Origin of the sequence: Mesorhizobium sp. M1365, assembly GCF_040317865.1 — a bacterium.
GTDB lineage: Bacteria > Pseudomonadota > Alphaproteobacteria > Rhizobiales > Rhizobiaceae > Mesorhizobium.
Genome location: NZ_JAMYLG010000013.1, coordinates 77,585 through 96,168, shown reverse-complemented (window position 1 = coordinate 96,168; position 18,584 = coordinate 77,585). Strand labels below are relative to the sequence as shown.

The window sequence follows — 18,584 nt, the reverse complement described above, 5'->3', positions numbered from 1 at the left end:
ATCTTTTCAGTTTACCGGAATGTATTAATTGGTTCTTAGGCAACCAAGGGTTACAAATTTCGATGGAATCGGCACATCGACCTTGGGTTCCAACGGGCAAGGGCAATGAACAAGATAGACAGTAATACTGTCGCATTGAAGCGTAAAATATTGCGCCACATACGGACGAATCTACGCAAAATTGGAGAAGAGTCCGGAACTTCCGCGGTCGAGTTCGCCCTGCTTTCCCCAATCTTTATCCTTCTTTTGCTCGGAATGGTTGCATATGGTATCTATTTTGGTGCAAGCAACTCCTTGCAGCAAATCGCCGCCGATGCCGCCCGCACCGCAATTGCCGGATTGAATCAAACCGAGCGCCAGGCGCTGGTGGCGAGTTTCGTCAAAAACAATGCCAGTGGATACCCGTTTGTCGATTCCGGCAAGCTGACCTATCAGGCGACGGACAGCACGGCCGACGGAAATCAGTTCGTCGTGTCGATCCAGTACGATGCCAGCAACCTGCCGATCTGGAACCTATTACCAAGCCTTGCGATGCCGCAAACCACGATGTCGCGCAGATCTACCATCAGGATTGGAGGCATTTGAAATGTCGCAGTTCTTGCTGAGGAGCATCGGGCGGATCGCTCGCTCGATGGTTGGCGACAAGAAGGCGAACTTTGCCGTCATGACGGCGCTGACAGCGCCATTCGCGCTGGGGCTGGCTGCCTTCGCTGTCGACGAAGGTTCGATCTACACGGAGCGCAGGGAAGCCCAGGCGATGACCGATCTGGCGGCGATCACCGCGGCGTCGAACATCAACAATATGGAAGCCGCGGCGGTAACCACGCTCAGTGACAACCGAATGCCCGGCATCATTGTTCAAAAGGCAGGTCAGACAATCGTTCCCACGGTTGGCAAAACCGTCGTGTCGGTCACCGGCGGCCGATACTCAGCGGCGTCCTCCGTTGGTGTCGACAAGCGCTTCGAAGCCGGCAAAACGCCTTACAACGCCGTTCGCGTCACTCTGCGAAAAATCCCCGCCCGGTATTTCGCCAGTTCGCTCATCCCTACTCCGGTTGTCGGCACCGAAGCCATTGCCAGCGTGACCCCGCAAGCGATGTTCTCGGTCGGGTCCAGGCTCCTCAGCGTCAATGGCGGCATCCTCAACGCGCTTCTCAGCAAGTTGCTGGGCGCCAACATTTCGCTCAGCGTCATGGACTACAACGCGCTGATCTCGGCCGATGTCAACGTGCTTTCGTTCGTCGATGCCCTTGCCGTACAGTTGCAACTGACAGGTGTCAGCTATTCCGACGTTCTGGCGTCAAAAGCGACGGTAGGCCAGATCGCGACCGCCATGGCCAATGCGTCCGGATCGGGTAGCGCCAGCAAACTTGTGCTGCAGACGATCGCGTCGAGGGCCACCAACACGGTCAAGATACCCCTCAGTCATCTTATCGATCTTGGCTCGATCGGCAGGCTCGGCCTCGGACAAAAGTCTCCCGGCTTTTCCGTCGACGCAAGCGCGATGGGCATGCTGGGTGCCGCCGCCTCGCTGGCCAATGGCTCAAACCAGGTCCAGGTCGATCTCGGCGCCACTATTCCGGGACTTACCTCCACCACGCTCGCCATCGCCATCGGTGAACCGATGCAATACTCACCCTGGCTGGCCGTCGGGGAAAAAGGCACCGTGGTGCGCACCGCGCAGACGCGCATCAAGCTGGTCACCACCGTGGGCATCGGCAATTCCAATCTGGGCGGCGGCATCAGTCTGCTGTCCGTCAACCTGCCTCTGCATGTCGAAGTCGCCTATGCGGAAGCCAAGCTAACCGACATCAGCTGCCCGACCGGCCGGCCGGATAGCATCAAGGTCTCGATCGCCGCGCAGCCTGGCGTGGCCTCGCTGCACCTTGCCGCCAGCGACGCCGACAACAACGCATCGGCTTTCGCCGATTTCAGCAATCCGCAATCGTTCTCCGATGCCACGATTGCCCAGGTAAGCGTGAAGCTTCTGCTGCTTACCCTCAATCTGCTTGATGTGAAGGGTTCGTCATCACTTGCCATCACCAACAACGATCCGACCACATTGACGTTCGACAGCACCGATATCGCCAACAAGACGATAAAAACTGTCGCCACAAAAAACCTGACGCAATCACTCACGACATCGCTGGTCAGCGGCCTCTCGCTCTCGGTCAATGCACTGGGCCTCGGGCTGGACGTGACGGCCCTGCTCGGAACGGTTAAGCCGGCGGTGGTAACGGTTCTGAACGGCGTGACGGCGCCGGTCGACGAACTGGTCTATAACGTGCTTGCAGCTGTCGGCGTGCATGTCGGCGAGGCCGATGTGCGGGTTGTCGGCGCGACTTGCGGGCGCTCCGTGCTTGTTCAATGAGATGATGAAATAGAGCTCAGCCAATCCGGCCGAGGAAGCAGCCCAGCGGCGGCAGCGACAGAGTTCTTTCCTGCAAGACGCCGGCAGCACCGCCAAGATCTCTCGGCTCTATCGCTTCCAGATCCGTTGGCAATTGCCAGCCGGCCGGCTCGTCGGCGAAATTGAAGACACAGAGCAGCTTTTCGTCACCGCCTTCGCGAATGAAAGCCAGGACGTCGCCTTCCGCATCGAGGAACCGGATCGAGCCTCGAACCAGCGCCGGATGCTGCTTGCGCAAGGCCAGCATCGCCCGGTAGCTCGCCAGGACGGAGGTTTGCTCGCCGTCCTGGACGTCGACCGTCCGGTCGCGATGGCTTGCCGGGACCGGAAGCCACGGCTTGCCCGTCGAAAAGCCGGCATTGTCGGCGCCAGCCTCCCAGACCATCGGCGTTCGGCACCCATCCCGCCCCTTGATCCCCGGCCAGAAGCGGATGCCGAAAGGATCGCGCAAATCCTCGAACGCCAGTTCGGCCTCCTCCAACCCGAGTTCTTCGCCCTGGTAGAGGCAGATCGATCCGCGCAGGCAGGAAAGCAGCACGATCGAGAATTTCGCCACCCTGTCCGGATCGCCGCCCGGCCTTGTCCATCGACTGACATGGCGCACGACATCGTGGTTGGAGAACGCCCAGCAAACCCAGCCGTCGAACACCTTACTCTCGAAGGCCTCGACACAGCCACGCACATGAGACGCCGAGAATTGCGGGCCGAGCAGGTCGAAGGTGTAGGACATTTGGAGCTTGTCGCCACCGCCGGTATAGGCGGCGAGTGTCTGCAAGGAACGCGTTTCGTCGCCAATCTCGCCGACAGCGGCGCGGCCTTCATATTCGTCAAGCAAGGCCCGGAAGCGCCTGAGGAAAGCAAGGTTTTCCGGCTGGCTCTTGTCGAACAGATGCTCCTGATAGAGATAGGGGCTGGTTGCCGTATTGGTGCCGGCGACGCTTTCCGCCAAAGGCGGGTTGCTGCGCAGCCAGCGGTCGTGGACGTAATAGTTGACCGTATCCATCCGGAAACCGTCGACGCCGCGCTCCAGCCAGAACCGCACCGTTTCTAGCAAGGCGTCCTGCACCTGCGGGTTGTGGAAATTCAGGTCCGGCTGCGAGGCGAGGAAATTGTGCAGGTAATATTGCCTGCGCGTTGCGTCCCATTCCCAGGCCGGGCCGCCGAAAAGCGACAGCCAGTTATTGGGGGCGGTGCCGTCGGGCTTCGCATCGGCCCAGACGTACCAGTCGGCCTTGGGGTTGTCGTGGCTCGTGCGGCTTTCGACGAACCATTCGTGCCGATCCGACGAATGCGACAAGACCTGATCGATGATCACCTTCAGGCCGAGCCGGTGCGCCTCCGCAATCAGTGCGTCGAAATCCTCTAATGTGCCGAACATCGGATCGACGGCGCAGTAATCCGAAACGTCGTAACCCATATCGGCCATTGGCGACCTGAAAAAAGGCGAGAGCCAGACGGCGTCGACACCCAGCGATGCGACATGGGCCAGCCTCGAGGTGACGCCGCTGAGATCGCCGCTGCCGTCGCCTGTCGTGTCCTGGAAGGAGCGCGGGTAGATCTGGTAGATGACGCAGCCGCGCCACCATTCGGCATTGTCAGCCATCATGGCTCTCCCCTGCGCCCGCACGCGCTGTCCTGCTTTCGATCATGAACAGGACTGTTCGCCCAGGCACCGGCCGCGAGATATCGCTACTATCCGTTTCGATGGGTGGGCGCCAATGAAAACCCGCCCGTTCCGGCAGCGTGAACATGCAGGCCCGGCGGTCGCCATTGATGACCACCGCAAGGCGACTGTTCTCACCGCCACCGAGAACCATGACCAGCCGGTGCCGCCTGGCATCGTCCCAGGCTGCCTCGTCGAACTGCACGCCGGTTTCCGTCAGCCAGGCTACGTCTGCGATTTCCGAACCCGCAGGCGGTTCTCCGGTCAGGAATGCTGTGTCCAAGAGCGCCGGCACGGCGCGACGCATCCTGGCGAGCAGAGCCGTATGATGCTCGAGCGCCAGGTCGCGCCCGGCCCAGTCGAGCCAGGTGATGTCATTGTCCTGCGCGTAGGCGTTGTTGTTGCCGCGCTGCGTGCGGCCGAACTCGTCGCCGGCCGTCAGCATGATCGTGCCGCGCGAGGCAAAGAGCGTCGCCAGCAGCGCGCGCTGGTCATCGAAACGGGCCGTAACGATTGACTGGTCGCTGGTCTCGCCCTCGACGCCATTGTTCCAGGACAGGTTGTCGTCGTGACCATCGCGGTTCTGTTCGCCATTGGCCTCGTTGTGCTTGTGCCCGTAGGCGACGATATCGGCCAGCGTCATGCCGTCATGCGCGGCGATGAAATTGACGCTGCGGCTCGTTGTCTGGTCTGCTTTGGTAAAGACGTCGGACGAACCCGCAAGCCGCGTCGCCAGCGCACCGATCATGCCGCCGTCGCCGCGCCAGAAGCGGCGGATATCGTCGCGGTATTTGTCGTTCCATTCGAGGAAGGGCGGCGGAAAATTGCCGAGCTGATAGCCATCCGGTCCGATATCCCAAGGCTCGGCGATCAGCACCCGGTCGCCAAGAACAGGGTCGTTGCGAATGGCGTTCAGCAGCGGCGCATCGGCGTCGAAAACGCCGTCGACGCGGCCGAGGATCGGCGCCAGGTCGAAGCGGAATCCGTCGACACCGGCGCGCTGGACAAAGTGGCGAAGCGTGTCGAGGACCATTTCCCGGACGACCGGATGCTCGCAGGCGAGCGTATTGCCGGTTCCGGTGTCATTGACCAGAGCGCCGTCGGCCTCGTGCCGATAATAGGCGCGGCTGTCGAGCCCGCGCAGCGACAATGTCGGGCCGAGCCGGTCGCTTTCGCCGGTATGGTTGAACACCAGGTCGAGAATGGTGCCGATGCCGGCCTCGCGCAGCGCGGCGACCGTTCCGCGCAACTCGGCCAGACCGCCGGGCGCCAGTCGCGGATCGAGCGCCATGAAGGTCACGGGATTATAACCCCAGGCGTTGCGCAGATCGAGCGGCGGTAAATGCCGTTCGTCGATCGATGCAGTCACCGGCATCAACTCAATGGCTGCCACGCCGAGTTTTTGCAGATGCTCGACAACGAGGGGGTGAGCGAGCGCTGCAATGGTGCCGCGTTGCTTCTCGGGAATGTCGGGATGCAGCTTTGTGAAGGCGCGTACCGGCACTTCGTAGATAAGGCCGCCGGGCCGAAACAGCGGCGGCAAGGCGGGCAAGGGTCCCGGCAAGGCGCCGGCGATGGCTTTCGGCATCAGCGGCGCAGTGTCGGCCCCCTCGCCCCGGCGCGCGGCGAGCCGGCCGTCATAGGCATAGGGCCTGTCGATCTCGACGGCGTAGGGATCGGCCAGCAGCCTGTCGGGATCGAACCAGAGACCGTGTTCCGGCGCGTAGTCGCCATCGGCGCGGAACCCGTATCGGGTGCCGGCGGCGAGACCGGCAATAAAAAGCGTATGCACGCCGTCGCCCTCGGGCTGGAGTTCCAGCCGGTCGATTTCGCGGTTGCCGTGTTCGTCGAAAATCGAGACCCAGATGCGCCGAGCCGACGAGGACCATGCGGCGAAGCGGATACCGCCCTCCCCGGCAAGCCCGCCAAATCGCGGACGATAGCCGGCGGATAGTCCCAACGACATCAGGTGATGACGCTCGGCTTGGCGCGGCCGGTATGGCTGCGAATTCCCGCAATGTCGTCGGCCGCCGCGATCAGATCGGCAAGCGCCTCCTGGGTGTCGAGATCGTGGCGGTTCTTGTCCGGCTCGTAGCGCTCGACATAAAGCCGCAGCGTCGCGCCCGAGGTGCCGGTGCCGGACAGGCGGAAGACGACGCGTGAGCCGCCTTCGAACAGCACCCTGATGCCCTGTTTCCTGCTGACCGAGCCGTCGACCGGATCGTGATAGGCGAAATCATCGGCGCTGGCGATCGTCATGCCGCGCACGCTGGTGCCAGGCAGCGAGCCGAGCTTGGCGCGCAACTCGCCGACGAGCGCGTTGGCACGATCGGTCTCGACCTCCTCGTAGTCGTGGCGCGAATAATAGTTACGGCCATAGGCCGTCCAATGCTGGGTGACGATCTGCTTGGCGCTTTCGCCGCGAACGGCAAGGATGTTGAGCCATAAAAGCACAGCCCACAGGCCGTCCTTTTCGCGGACATGGTTGGAGCCGGTCCCCGCACTCTCCTCGCCACAGATCGTTGCCATGCCGGCATCGAGCAGATTGCCGAAAAATTTCCAGCCGGTCGGCGTCTCGTAGATGCCGATGCCGAGCTTTTCGGCGACCCGGTCGGCAGCACCGCTGGTCGGCATCGAGCGAGCGATGCCTTTCAGCCCGGCCTTGTAGCCCGGCGCCAGATGGGCGTTGGCGGCGAGCATCGCCACCGAATCCGACGGAGTGATGAAAATTCCCTTGCCGATAATCAGGTTGCGGTCGCCGTCGCCATCCGAGGCGGCGCCAAAGTCTGGCGCATCCGGCCCCATCATCTCGTCGTAAAGGTGTTTTGCGTGCACCAGATTGGGATCGGGATGATGGCCGCCGAAATCCGGCAGTGGAATGAAATTGCGGGCGGTGCCGTTGGGCGCGCCGAGCCGGTTTTCGAGGATCTCCTTGGCGTAGGGGCCGGTCACCGCATGCATGGCGTCGAAGCGCATGCGGAAGCCCGACCCGAACAGCGCCCGCAATGCGTCGAAATCGAACAGGCTTTCCATCAGTTCGGCATAGTCGGCGACAGGATCGATGATTTCGACGGTCATGTCCCCCGTCTTGAGCGTGCCGATCGTGTCGATGTCGACCTGCCCGATATCGGCGATCTTGAAGCTTGAAATCGCCTTGGTTTTTTCGAAGATCGCGTCGGTCAGCTTTTCCGGCGCCGGGCCGCCATTGCCGGCATTGTACTTGATGCCGAAATCCTCATGCGGGCCACCCGGATTGTGGCTGGCCGACAGGATGATGCCGCCAAAGGTCTTGTATTTGCGGATGACATGCGAAGCGGCCGGCGTCGACAAGATGCCGCCCTGCCCGACCATCACCTTGCCGAAGCCGTTTGCCGCGGCCATGGCGATGGCCTTCTGGATGACCTCGCGGTTATAGAAGCGGCCGTCGCCGCCGATCACCAGGGTTTTGCCCTCGAACCCGTCCAGCGCATCGAAGATCGACTGGATGAAGTTCTCGGCATAGTGCTCCTGCTGGAACACCGGGACTTTCTTGCGCAGCCCGGAGGTGCCGGGCTTCTGGTCGGGATAGGGTTTGGTGGCGACGGTGCGGATCATCAGTCAGGCAGCCCTTTTCGAAAGCAGCAAGCGATAGAGTTGGACATATTTTTCGGCGCTCTTGTCCCACGAAACGTCGGCCTTCATGCCTTGCCGCTGCATCGACGTCCACACCGCCGGATTGGCATGCGCCTCGACAAGGCGGCGGACGGCGTGCAGCAAGGCGCCGGCATTGGCGGGCGCAAACTGGAAACCGGTCGCCACGCCGGCAGAGATGGCGGCTTCGTTGGCATCGATGATCGTGTCGGCAAGGCCGCCGGTGCGCGCGACGACCGGCAAGCAGCCATAGCGCAGGCCGTAAAGCTGTGTCAGCCCGCAAGGTTCGAAGCGCGATGGGATAATGATTGCGTCGCAGCCGCCCTGCATGGTGTGGGAGAGTCCCTCGTCATAGCCGACGACGACGCCGATGCGGCCGCGATGGCGGGCTGCGGCGGCAAGCAACGCGCCTTCCAGCCCAGCGTCGCCGGAGCCGAGGATCGCCAGCCGTGCACCTCTTGCAACGATGCCGTCGATGGCCGCAGCCAGTATGTCCATGCCCTTTTGCCAGGTCAGCCGGCTGACGACGCAGACGATCGGGCTGTCATCGCGATCGAGGCTGAAACGGTCCTCGACCGCGGCCTTGTTGGGCATTCGCGCCTTGAGCGTCTTTGCGGTGTAGTTGGAGACCAGATGCTTGTCGGTTTCCGGGTTCCAGATCTCGGTATCGATGCCGTTGACGATGCCATGGAGATCGACGGAGCGCATGTTGATCAGGCCGTCGAGGCCCATGCCGAATTCGGGCAAGCGGATTTCCTGCGCATAGGTCGGGCTGACCGTGGTGATCGCCCACGCCGCCTGCAGGCCGGCCTTGAGGAAGCCGACGCCGCCGTAATATTCGACGCCGTCGAGCGCCATCGCCGCCGCCGGCAGGCCAAGCTCGCCAAAGATGCCGGCGCCGAACTGGCCTTGGAAGGCTAGGTTGTGCACGGTGATCATCGACGGCGTGCCGACCGCCTTGCCGTAGCGCATGTAGGCAAGCGTCATTGCCGACTGCCAGTCATGGGCATGGACGATATCGGGCAGGTAGCCCGAGATCGCGCCGCCGGCAATATCACCGCCTACCTGGCTCAAGGCCGCGAACCGCCGCCAATTGTCCGGCCAGTCGGCGCCTGTCGCGTTGCCGTATGGGCCGCCGGGACGGTCGAAAAGATGCGGCGCGTCAAGCACGAACAGGTCGAGCCCGGCGATCTGGGCGGCATACACCGAAGCCTTGCCGCCCTGCAGCAATGGATATTGCTGAACCGGCTTCTTTTTCCTGAAGGCGCCCATCACCTGAGGATAGCCGGGGACGAGCGTGCGCATGGTGACGCCCTTGCCGGCCAATGCCACGGGCAAGGCGCCGGTCACGTCGGCGAGCCCGCCCGTCTTGACCAGCGGAAAGATCTCGGGCGCCACCGACAGAACCTGCATGCACTACGATCCCAGCCTGTTGATCATGTCCTGCGTGACGAGGCAGATGCCTTTTTCCGAAACGCGGAAACGCTTGGCGTCGAGGACGGGATCCTCGCCGACCACCAGACCCTCCGGGATCCTGACGCCGTGATCGATGACCACGCGCTTCAGCCTGGCGTTGCGGCCGACATGGACGTCCGGCAGCATGACGACCTCCTCCAGCGTCGAATAGGAATTGATGCGCGCGCCGGTGAAGATCAGGCTTCGCTTCAGCGAAGCGCCCGAAACGATGCAATCGCCCGACACGAGAGACGACACGGCCGACCCGCGGCGGCCATCCTCGTCGTGCACGAATTTTGCCGGCGGCTTCAACTCGGCATAGGTCCAGATCGGCCAATCGCGGTCGTAAAGGTCGAGTTCCGGCGTGATGTCGGTCAGGTCGATATTGGCCTCCCAATAGGCGTCGACCGTGCCGACGTCGCGCCAATAGGCCTCGTTCTCGGCGGTCGAGCGCACGCAGGATTTGGCAAAACGATGGGCGATCGCCTTTCCGTGCTCGACGATGTAGGGGATGATGTCCTTGCCGAAGTCGCGGCTCGAGCCGGGCTCCGCCGCATCGCGACGCAATTGCTCCATCAGGAATTTGGTCTTGAACACATAGATGCCCATCGAGGCCAGCGCGAAATCCGGTTTGTCGGGAATGCCCGGCGGATCGGCGGGCTTTTCGATGAAGGAGATGATAGTGTCCTTGGGATCGACATGCATGACGCCGAAGCCGGTGGCTTCCATGCGCGGCACTTCGAGGCAGCCGACGGTGACATCGGCGCCGGCCTCGACATGCTGGCGCAGCATCATTTCGTAGTCCATCTTGTAGATGTGGTCGCCGGCCAGGATGACCATGTATTCCGGCCCGTAGGCCTCGATGATGTCGACGTTCTGGTACACGGCGTCGGCGGTGCCCTCATACCATTGCGTTTCCGACACACGCTGGCTGGCCGGCAGAATGTCGAAACTCTCGTTGCGCTCGGGCCGCAGGAAGTTCCAGCCGCGCTGCAGATGGCGGATCAGCGAATGCGCCTTGTACTGGGTGGCGACGCCGAGGCGGCGGATACCGGAATTGAGCGCATTGGAGAGCGCGAAATCGATGATGCGGGTCTTGCCGCCGAAATAGACCGCCGGTTTGGCGCGGCGGTCGGTCAGTTCCTTGAGCCGGCTGCCACGGCCGCCGGCCAGCACATAAGCCATGGCGTCGCGTGCCAGCGGCTGTGTTCGTTTTGTTTCAGCCATTCCTATCCTCCCAGGTTAGATGCTCCAGACATAGCTCAGTCCGGGACGAATTCGAGCATGATCGTCGACAGCGGCGGCAAAAGCATCGTCGCCGAAATGCCTCCTCCTTCCGCCTGAGCCTCGACGCCGCCGCTATTGCCCTTGCCGGAACCGCCATAATCCGTGGCATCGGTGTTGATGATCTCGCGCCATTTTCCGGCGTGCGGCAACGGCACGCGGTAATTGTCGCGCGGCACCGGCGTGAAGTTGGAAATGACGGCGACCGGGTTGCCGCCCGGCGCGCTGCGCAGCCAGGCAAATACCGAGTTCGCGCTGTCGTCGACGATCAGCCAGGAAAAGCCCTCCGGCTCGCAGTCGCGGGCATGCAGCGCGGGGCGCGAGCGGTAGAGATAGTTGAGATCGCGCACCGTCTGCCAGACGCCGCGGTGGAGCCGGAAATCGAGCAGGTTCCAGTCGAGTGCGCGCGCCTCGCTCCACTCGCGGCGCTGTGCGAACTCCTGGCCCATGAACAACAGCTTCTTGCCGGGATAACCCCACATGAAGGCGTAATAGGCGCGCAGCGTCGCGAATTTCTGCCAGTCGTCGCCGGCCATCTTGTTGAGCAGCGTGCCCTTGCCGTGCACCACTTCGTCATGGGACAGCGGCAGCACGAAATTCTCGCTGAAGGCGTAGACCAGTCCGAAGGTGATGTCGTTGTGGTGATGCTTGCGGAAGATCGGCTCCTTGGAGAAATACTCCAAAGTGTCATGCATGAAGCCCATGTTCCATTTGAAACCGAAGCCCAGTCCGCCTTCATGCACCGGCTGCGAGACTTTTGGCCACGAGGTCGATTCCTCGGCGATGGTCATCACACCTGGATGGTGGCTGTAGACCTCCTTGTTCATACGCTGCAGGAAGCTGACCGCTTCGAGGTTCTCCCGCCCGCCCTTCTCGTTGGGAATCCATTCACCGGCCTTGCGCGAATAATCGAGATAAAGCATCGAGGCGACCGCATCGACGCGCAGTCCGTCGACGTGATATTTCTCGGCCCAGAACAGCGCATTGTTGACCAGGAACGAAATCACTTCGCGGCGCCCAAAATTGTAGATCGCGGTGTTCCAGTCGGGATGGAAGCCCTTGCGCGGATCGGCATGTTCGTAGAGCGCGGTGCCGTCGAACTTTGCCAGACCGTGTTCGTCAACCGGGAAATGCGCCGGCACCCAGTCGAGGATGACGCCGATCCCGGCGCGGTGGGCGCCGTCGACGAAGCGGGCAAAACCGTCCGGATCGCCAAAGCGGGCAGTCGGCGCATAAAGACCCGTCGTCTGGTAGCCCCAGGACGGGTCATAAGGGTGTTCGGAGATCGGCATGAATTCGATGTGGGTAAAACCGGTCTCGACCACGTAAGGGATCAGCCTGTCGGCGAGCTCGTCCCACGACAGGAAGCTGCCGTCGTCGTGAAGCCGCCATGACCCGGCATGGACCTCGTAGATCGATACGGCTTCGCGCCTGTGGTCGGCATTGCGCCAGTAGTTCCGGTGCGCCTCGTCGCCCCATTCGTGCGCCGGCGGCAGCGCCGTCACCGAGGCGGTGGCCGGGCGCAGTTCGGACTTGAAGGCGAACGGATCGGCTTTGAGCGGCAATCTCACGCCATCCGGCCCGATGATTTCATACTTATACGGGCGGCCAGCGCCGATGTCGGGAATGAACAGCTCCCAGATGCCGGTATCGCGGCGGACGCGCATGGTATGCCTGCGGCCGTCCCACTCGTTGAAGTCGCCGACCACCGAGACGCGCCTTGCATTGGGCGCCCACACCGCAAAATGCACACCCGATGCACCTTCATGGTCGATGAGATGGGCGCCGAGCTTGTCGAACAGCCTGAGATGCGACCCTTCGGCGATGTAATAATCGTCCAGCGGGCCGAGCACGGGACCGAAGGAATATGGGTCGGTCAGCCACCAGTCACCGCCGGAATTCCTGGCGTGATAGCGCAGCGGCTGGCGTTTGCGCAGCGACAGTTTGCCTTCGAAGAAACCGCGGTCGTCGCGTCTCGACAGCTCGCCGGCATTCTTGCCGGTCAGCGTATAGGCGGTGACGAACTCGGCATGAGGGACGAAGCAGCGAGCGACAAAGCCCTTTCCCGCCTCATGCACGCCAAGCACGGCAAACGGATCGCCGTGCGTGCCGGCGACAATCGCCGCGACATCGCCGGCTGGCGCCAGTCCGTCCGGCCCGTTTGTCGCAACGGTCGCGCGCGGCTTGCTCATCAGGCAGTGACCCTCCCCGGGCACCAAGTGTATGTTTCTAGTGGAGTTTTGAATTCGACATTCGCCATGCCGCCTTACCCTCCAAGGGATGCGAGGGTCAAATCACTCCACTAGGGCCACATTGTTCGTAGTCTCATGCAATCACATCAGGCGGGCACGTGCCAGATGTCTTTCGCATATTGGCGGATCGTGCGGTCGGACGAGAACCAGCCGACGCGCGCGACATTGCGGATGGCTCTGGCGTACCAGTCCGGGCTGTTGCGCCAGACGGCATCGACGTCGCGCTGGGTGGCGGCGTAGGCATCGAAATCCGCGGCGACCATGAACCAGTCGCTCTGGTAAAGACCGTTGATCAGGTCGCGATAACGGTCCGGATCGTCAGGTGAAAAGACTCCGGATGAAACCGCGGCCAGCGCCTGCGCCAATTCAGGCGATCCCTCGATCACAGCGCGCGGATCGTAACCATTGTTGCGCCGCTCGGCGACCTCATCGGTGGTCAGGCCGAAGATGAAGATATTATCGTCGCCCACGCATTCCTTGATCTCGACATTGGCGCCGTCGAGCGTGCCGATGGTCAGCGCGCCGTTCAGCGCGAACTTCATGTTGCCGGTGCCGGACGCTTCCATGCCGGCGGTCGATATCTGCTCCGAAAGATCGGCGGCCGGCATCATGATCTCGGCCAGGCTGACATTGTAGTTCGGCACGAATACCACTTTCAGCAAGCCGCGCACCGCCGGGTCGCGGTTGATGACCCGGGCGACGTCATTGGCAAGTTTGATGATCAGCTTGGCGTTGTGATAGCTGGGCGCCGCCTTGCCGCCGAAGAATTTGACGCGAGGCATCCAGTCGCGCTCCGGATGCGAGCGGATCTGGTCGTAAAGCGCGACCGCTTCGAGAATGTTCAAGAGCTGGCGCTTGTATTCGTGGATGCGCTTGACCTGGATGTCGAACAGCGCCGATGGGTCGACCTTGATGCCGAGCCGGTCGGCAACGAGCTTGGCAAGCCTCATCTTGTTCGCCCGTTTGACGGCGGCGAACTTGTCGCGGAAGGCTGCGTCCTCAGCGAAAGGATCAAGCCGCTTTATCTCGTCGATGTCGTCGAGGAAGCCGTCGCCAATCGCCTCTCGGGTGAGTGCAGTGAGGCCGGGATTGCACTGTATCAGCCAGCGCCGCGGTGTGATCCCGTTGGTCTTGTTGTTGATGCGATCCGGGTAGAGCCTGTGGAGGTCGGCAAACACCGTCTCCTTCATCAATTCCGTATGCAGTGCCGACACGCCGTTGATCGAGTGCGAGCCGACAAAGGCCAGATTGCCCATACGCACGCGCCGATCGCCATTTTCCTGGATCAGCGAGATGCGGCTGATCTGCTCGTCCGAGAACTGGTCGGAGGCGCGCGCCTCGAGCAGCACCTCGGCGTTGATGGCGTAGACGATCTGCATGTGGCGCGGCAACAGCCGCTCGAACAGCGGCACGGGCCAGCTTTCCAGCGCTTCGGGAAGGAGCGTGTGGTTGGTGTAGCCGAAAGTGCGCTTGGTGATGCTCCAGGCCTGGTCGAAATCCATGCCGTGGACATCCATCAACAGGCGCATCAACTCGGGGACGGCGATGGCCGGATGGGTGTCGTTAAGATGGATCGCCGCCTTGTCGGGCAGCGATTGCAGGTCGCCATACTGGCTGAGATGACGCTGGACGATGTCCTGCAGCGAGGCGGTGGAGAAGAAATACTCCTGCCTGAGCCGCAACTCCTGGCCGGCCTTGTGGGAATCGGCCGGGTAAAGGACGCGCGACAACGCATCGGCCTTGTTGCTTTCGGCGAGCGCACCGATGTGATCGCCGGCATTGAACTTGTCGAGCAGGATCGGGTCGACCGGCATGCCGGACCACAGACGCAGCGTGTTGACGCGGTTGGCCCGCCAGCCAACCACTGGCGTATCGTAGGCAACGGCCAGAACATGTTCGGTCGGCTTCCAGACGTGCCGCTCGAGCCTGCCGTCCTTCGACGTGACCGATTCCACCGAGCCCCCGAAGCCGACCTCGAAGGAGCGTTCGCGGCGCTCGAACTCCCAGGGATTGCCGTGATCGAGCCACGTCTCGGGCAGCTCCACCTGCCAGCCGTCATGGATCTCCTGCCGAAACATGCCGTTGGCGTAGCGGATGCCGTAGCCATGCGTGGGGATATTGACGGTCGCCATGCTTTCCATGAAGCAGGCGGCGAGCCGGCCAAGACCGCCATTGCCAAGGGCAGCGTCCGGTTCGAGCGCTGCAATGATGTCGAGGTCGACGCCAAGCGACGACAGCGCCTCGCGCATATTGTCCATCAGGCCGAGATTGGAGAAGGCATCGCGCATCAGGCGGCCGATGAGGAATTCCAGTGACAGGTAGTAGACGCGCTTTTCCTGCTGGGCGTAGGCCTCTTGGGTCGCCTGCATCCAGTGATCGACTATGCGGTCGCGTACAACCTTGATCGAGGCGGTGAGCCAATCGTACTGGGTTGCAACGTTGGTGCCCTTGCCGACCCTGTATTTGAGGGCTTGCAAGACTTCCTCGGCGAGCGTCTTGGGATCCGGGTTTTTGAGCGTGGGCAGAGGAGCTTCGGTTGTCATCGCGCGCGTCATGCTGCCTCTCGTGACGTTGCCAGGATCATGCGGCTTTCACCATTTCTGCCAATGCTAGTACATCCCACCGGATGTTCAATCGATTCAGGTGATCGCAAGCCGGGTTGCCCTGCGGCAATTTGGCATTTGGAAACAGCGCGTTTGGGACCTCCGCGACAGGCCGCAAGTTTCTTGCTCAGGCCGCCAGCGCCGCTTCAGGCGGCACCTTGGCGCCGGTCATGAAGGCGACCGCGTCGGACATCGTATACTGCTTCGGATCGATGACGCAGAGGCGACGGCCGAGCCGGTGAATGTGGATGCGGTCCGCCACCTCGAAAACATGCGGCATGTTGTGTGAAATCAGCACGATCGGCAGGCCACGCCGTTTAACGTCGAGGATCAGTTCGAGAACGCGGCGGCTCTCCTTGACGCCGAGCGCGGCCGTCGGCTCATCCATGATGACCATCTTCGAGCCGAAGGCGGCGGCGCGGGCCACCGCCACGCCTTGGCGCTGGCCGCCCGAAAGCGTTTCCACCGCCTGGCTGATGTTCTGGATCGTCATCAGGCCAAGTTCGGTGAGCTTGTCGCGGGCGCGCTTTTCCATCGCCGGACGGTCGAGCATGCGTAGCCAGTTGCCAAGAAAGCCCGGCTTGCGGATCTCGCGGCCGAGGAACATGTTGTCGGCGATCGACAGCGCCGGCGACAGAGCCAGGTTCTGGTAGACGGTCTCGATGCCGGCCTCACGCGCCTCCATCGGTGATTTGAAGGCAATAGGCTTGCCTTCAAGCCGTATCTCACCTTCGTCGGGGGTGACCGCTCCGGAAATGGCTTTGATAAGCGATGACTTGCCGGCGCCGTTGTCGCCAATGACAGCAAGGATTTCGCCCGGATAGAGGTCGAAGTCTGCGCTGTCGAGAGCGGTGACGCGGCCGTAGCGCTTGACCAGGCTGCGCGCGGTAAGGATCGGTTCGTGAGTCTGGTTCATGCCGAGATCTTCCTGATCCACTGGTCGATACCAACAGCGATGATGATTAGGGCGCCGACGGACAATTGCGTCCATTGCGGATCTGTCCCCCAAAGCCTAAGGCCGAGCGCGAACACGCCGACGATCAGCGCACCGAAGATGGTCCCGAGGATGGAGCCGCGGCCGCCGAACAGCGAAGTTCCGCCGATCACCACGGCGGTAATCGAATTGATGTTCTCGAACTGCCCGGCCTGCGGCGAGACCGATCCGATGCGTCCGATCAGGGCCCAGCCGGCGATGGCGCAAATGATACCAGTCAGCGTGTAGACCGCGACCAGCATCCGGCTGACGCGCACTCCCGACAGTTCCGCGGCTTCCGGGTCGTCGCCCACCGCATAGACGTGCCGGCCCCACGCGGTGTGATTGAGCACGTACCAAGCAATTGCCGCCATGATCAGCACCAACAGCACGCCGTAGGTGAAGACGGCGCCCCCGATCCTGAACGATCCGCCGAAAAACTGCAGCAGCGGCGCCGTCGTCTCGAGATCCTGGCTGCGGATGGTCTCGTTACCGGAATAGATGAAGTTGATGGCAGCGTAGATCGACCAGGTGCCGAGCGTCACGATGAAGGGCGGCAGTTTCACCCAAGCGATGAGAATACCGTTGATCAAGCCGCAAATCGCGCCGACAAGCAGCCCGACGGCAACGGCCACCGGCGCTGGAACACCGTAATGCATGGCAAACTGGCCCATGACGACCGAGCTCAGCACCATGATGGCACCGACGGACAGGTCGATGCCGGCGGTGAGCACCACCAGTGTCTGCGCGATGCCAACCATGCCGGTTATTGCCACCTGCTGGAGGATCAGGGTGAGGGTGAAAGGAGAAAAGAAGCGTCCGCCGACGACCACTGCGAACAGACCCACCGAGATGATCAGGATGATCAGGGGCACCATGGCAGGGCTTTTGTGCAAGCGGTGCTGGATGCTCTCGAGCGTCGAGCGGGAATGCGTCTCGAATGAAGCGACGCTGGTGTCGCTAGTGGCCAGGACCGTCTCGAATTCCTGCGGTCCCTTGCTCCTGGTTGTTTCGACGCTCAAGTAGGCCTCCCCGCCTGTGATGTGGAGCGGCCGAAACCGCTCCACATTCTCTATTGTTCTTTTGAAGTTGAGCCGATCAGGGGATCAAATCAACCCCAGCACTTGCTGAGGCCTTGCTTCGTGTCAATGGATTCGATGCCGGCGGCAGGCTTGTCGGTGATCAGCGTCACGCCGGTGTTGTAGAAGTTCAGACCGGGCGACGGCTCAGGCTTCTTGCCGCTGTCGGCAAAGGTCTTGATCGCCTCGATGCCGAGTGAGGCCATGAGCAGTGGATATTGCTGTGAAGTGGCGCCGATCACGCCCTCGGCAACGTTCTTGACACCCGGGCAGCCGCCATCGACCGAGACAATCAGGACGTCCTTCTCCTTGCCGACGGCCTTCAGCGCCTGGTAGGCGCCCGCGGCCGCAGGTTCGTTGATGGTGTAGACGACGTTGATATCCGGATCCTTCTGCAGGCAATTCTCCATGGCAGTGTGCCCGCCATCCTCATTGCCGCTCGACAGATCGTGACAGACATTGCGTGCGTCGGTTTCGTCGCCGATCTTGTTGGGATCGCCGAGGTCGATGCCGAAGCCCTTCATGAAGCCCTGATCACGCTGCACGTCGACGGAGGGCTGGCTGGCGATAAGATCCATGTAGGCGATGTGCGCGTCCTTAGCCTTGTCGCCCAAGGTGGCCTTTGCCCAGGAGCCGATAAGCTCGCCGGCCTTGAAATTGTCGGTCGCAAACGTCGCATCCGCGGCGTCGGCAGGCTCTAGCTGGGTGTCCAGAGCGATCACCAGCACCCCTGCATCACGCGCCTTCTTCACTGCCGGCACGATGGCCGCAGTGTCGGTGGCGGTGATCAAAATGCCCTTGGCGCCGTCGGCGATGCAGGATTCGATCGCCGCAACCTGGCCCTCATTGTCACCTTCCGCCTTGCCGGCGTAGGCCTTCAGATCGACACCAATTTCCTTGGCTTTCGCGGCGGCACCTTCCTTCATCTTGACGAAGAAGGGATTGGTGTCGGTCTTGGTGATCAAGCAGGCGCCGACCCCGGCGGCCGATGCCGTCGACGCAAAGGCCATCAGGCTCAGTCCGGCCGCGGCAAACACGGTGGATTTCAACAGTTTTGACGTGGTCACGATTTTCCTCCCATGGAACCATTTAGGATGCCGGCCAACCGGCATCTGCAGCGCGTCCGACGAAATCTCCCAGTGTCGGCGCCGACACTCAAGAGACACCAGTCCGCCAGCACTGTCAATAATTAAATCACTCTTATTTATTATTGACAACGCAGGATCGTTCACTCA

The 18,584-nt window shown here is 62.0% G+C and carries 12 protein-coding genes; 2 read left to right on the top strand and 10 right to left on the bottom strand.

Features of this window, described 5'->3' with window-relative positions:
* The first annotated feature begins 105 nt into the window (after positions 1–105).
* Together NKH04_RS16965 and NKH04_RS16960 are read left to right on the top strand one after the other, a co-directional pair.
* On the top strand, positions 106–585 hold the full coding sequence (locus NKH04_RS16965; protein WP_084641571.1) for a TadE family protein: 480 nt from the start codon (positions 106–108) through the stop codon (positions 583–585).
* A gap of 1 nt (position 586) precedes the next feature.
* Positions 587–2,371 (top strand): pilus assembly protein TadG-related protein, encoded by a 1,785-nt coding sequence (locus NKH04_RS16960; protein ID WP_352470960.1) that lies wholly within the window; start codon positions 587–589, stop codon positions 2,369–2,371.
* A 16-nt stretch (positions 2,372–2,387) separates the two neighbouring features.
* On the opposite strand, the gene bglA is transcribed toward NKH04_RS16960, so the two are convergent.
* From bglA to NKH04_RS16910, 10 genes are all read right to left on the bottom strand, one after another.
* Entirely contained in the window at positions 2,388–4,016 is a 1,629-nt protein-coding gene (gene bglA, locus NKH04_RS16955; RefSeq protein WP_353044629.1) for a beta-galactosidase BglA, read from the bottom strand.
* Positions 4,006–6,039 (bottom strand): glycogen debranching protein GlgX, encoded by a 2,034-nt coding sequence (gene glgX, locus NKH04_RS16950; protein WP_353044628.1) that lies wholly within the window; start codon positions 6,037–6,039, stop codon positions 4,006–4,008. The genes bglA and glgX overlap by 11 nt, the downstream gene beginning before the upstream one ends.
* On the bottom strand, positions 6,039–7,667 hold the full coding sequence (locus tag NKH04_RS16945) for an alpha-D-glucose phosphate-specific phosphoglucomutase (protein WP_353044627.1): 1,629 nt from the start codon (positions 7,665–7,667) through the stop codon (positions 6,039–6,041). Before NKH04_RS16945 ends, glgX begins: the two co-directional genes overlap by 1 nt.
* A 3-nt stretch (positions 7,668–7,670) precedes the next feature.
* Positions 7,671–9,116, bottom strand: coding sequence for a glycogen synthase GlgA (gene glgA, locus NKH04_RS16940; RefSeq protein ID WP_353044626.1), 1,446 nt, complete (start codon positions 9,114–9,116; stop codon positions 7,671–7,673).
* Positions 9,117–9,119: 3 nt separating this feature from the next.
* On the bottom strand, positions 9,120–10,385 hold the full coding sequence (glgC, locus tag NKH04_RS16935; RefSeq protein ID WP_353044625.1) for a glucose-1-phosphate adenylyltransferase: 1,266 nt from the start codon (positions 10,383–10,385) through the stop codon (positions 9,120–9,122).
* A 35-nt stretch (positions 10,386–10,420) separates the two neighbouring features.
* The gene (gene glgB / locus NKH04_RS16930) at positions 10,421–12,634 is read right to left on the bottom strand and encodes a 1,4-alpha-glucan branching protein GlgB (protein ID WP_353044624.1); all 2,214 of its coding nucleotides are present in this window, start codon (positions 12,632–12,634) and stop codon (positions 10,421–10,423) included.
* A gap of 146 nt (positions 12,635–12,780) precedes the next feature.
* On the bottom strand, positions 12,781–15,249 hold the full coding sequence (locus NKH04_RS16925) for a glycogen/starch/alpha-glucan phosphorylase (protein WP_352490792.1): 2,469 nt from the start codon (positions 15,247–15,249) through the stop codon (positions 12,781–12,783).
* A 175-nt stretch (positions 15,250–15,424) separates the two neighbouring features.
* A complete protein-coding gene (locus NKH04_RS16920; RefSeq protein WP_352490791.1) occupies positions 15,425–16,213 on the bottom strand; it encodes an ATP-binding cassette domain-containing protein in 789 nt (262 codons plus the stop codon).
* Complete coding sequence (locus NKH04_RS16915) at positions 16,210–17,292, bottom strand: ABC transporter permease (RefSeq protein WP_352449101.1); 1,083 nt, start codon at positions 17,290–17,292, stop codon at positions 16,210–16,212. The genes NKH04_RS16920 and NKH04_RS16915 overlap by 4 nt, the downstream gene beginning before the upstream one ends.
* Before the next feature lie 89 nt (positions 17,293–17,381).
* A complete protein-coding gene (locus NKH04_RS16910) occupies positions 17,382–18,398 on the bottom strand; it encodes a sugar ABC transporter substrate-binding protein (RefSeq protein WP_352449223.1) in 1,017 nt (338 codons plus the stop codon).
* Positions 18,399–18,584: the final 186 nt, after the last annotated feature.

What these genes read in the sequence shown, in the direction of transcription:
- NKH04_RS16965 (WP_084641571.1), top strand. Translation starts at nt 106, where the DNA reads ATGAACAAGATAGACAGTAATACTGTCGCATTGAAGCGTAAAATATTG.
- NKH04_RS16960 (WP_352470960.1), top strand. Translation starts at nt 587, where the DNA reads ATGTCGCAGTTCTTGCTGAGGAGCATCGGGCGGATCGCTCGCTCGATG.
- bglA (WP_353044629.1), bottom strand. Translation starts at nt 4,016, where the DNA reads ATGATGGCTGACAATGCCGAATGGTGGCGCGGCTGCGTCATCTACCAG.
- glgX (WP_353044628.1), bottom strand. Translation starts at nt 6,039, where the DNA reads ATGTCGTTGGGACTATCCGCCGGCTATCGTCCGCGATTTGGCGGGCTT.
- NKH04_RS16945 (WP_353044627.1), bottom strand. Translation starts at nt 7,667, where the DNA reads ATGATCCGCACCGTCGCCACCAAACCCTATCCCGACCAGAAGCCCGGC.
- glgA (WP_353044626.1), bottom strand. Translation starts at nt 9,116, where the DNA reads ATGCAGGTTCTGTCGGTGGCGCCCGAGATCTTTCCGCTGGTCAAGACG.
- glgC (WP_353044625.1), bottom strand. Translation starts at nt 10,385, where the DNA reads ATGGCTGAAACAAAACGAACACAGCCGCTGGCACGCGACGCCATGGCT.
- glgB (WP_353044624.1), bottom strand. Translation starts at nt 12,634, where the DNA reads ATGAGCAAGCCGCGCGCGACCGTTGCGACAAACGGGCCGGACGGACTG.
- NKH04_RS16925 (WP_352490792.1), bottom strand. Translation starts at nt 15,249, where the DNA reads ATGACGCGCGCGATGACAACCGAAGCTCCTCTGCCCACGCTCAAAAAC.
- NKH04_RS16920 (WP_352490791.1), bottom strand. Translation starts at nt 16,213, where the DNA reads ATGAACCAGACTCACGAACCGATCCTTACCGCGCGCAGCCTGGTCAAG.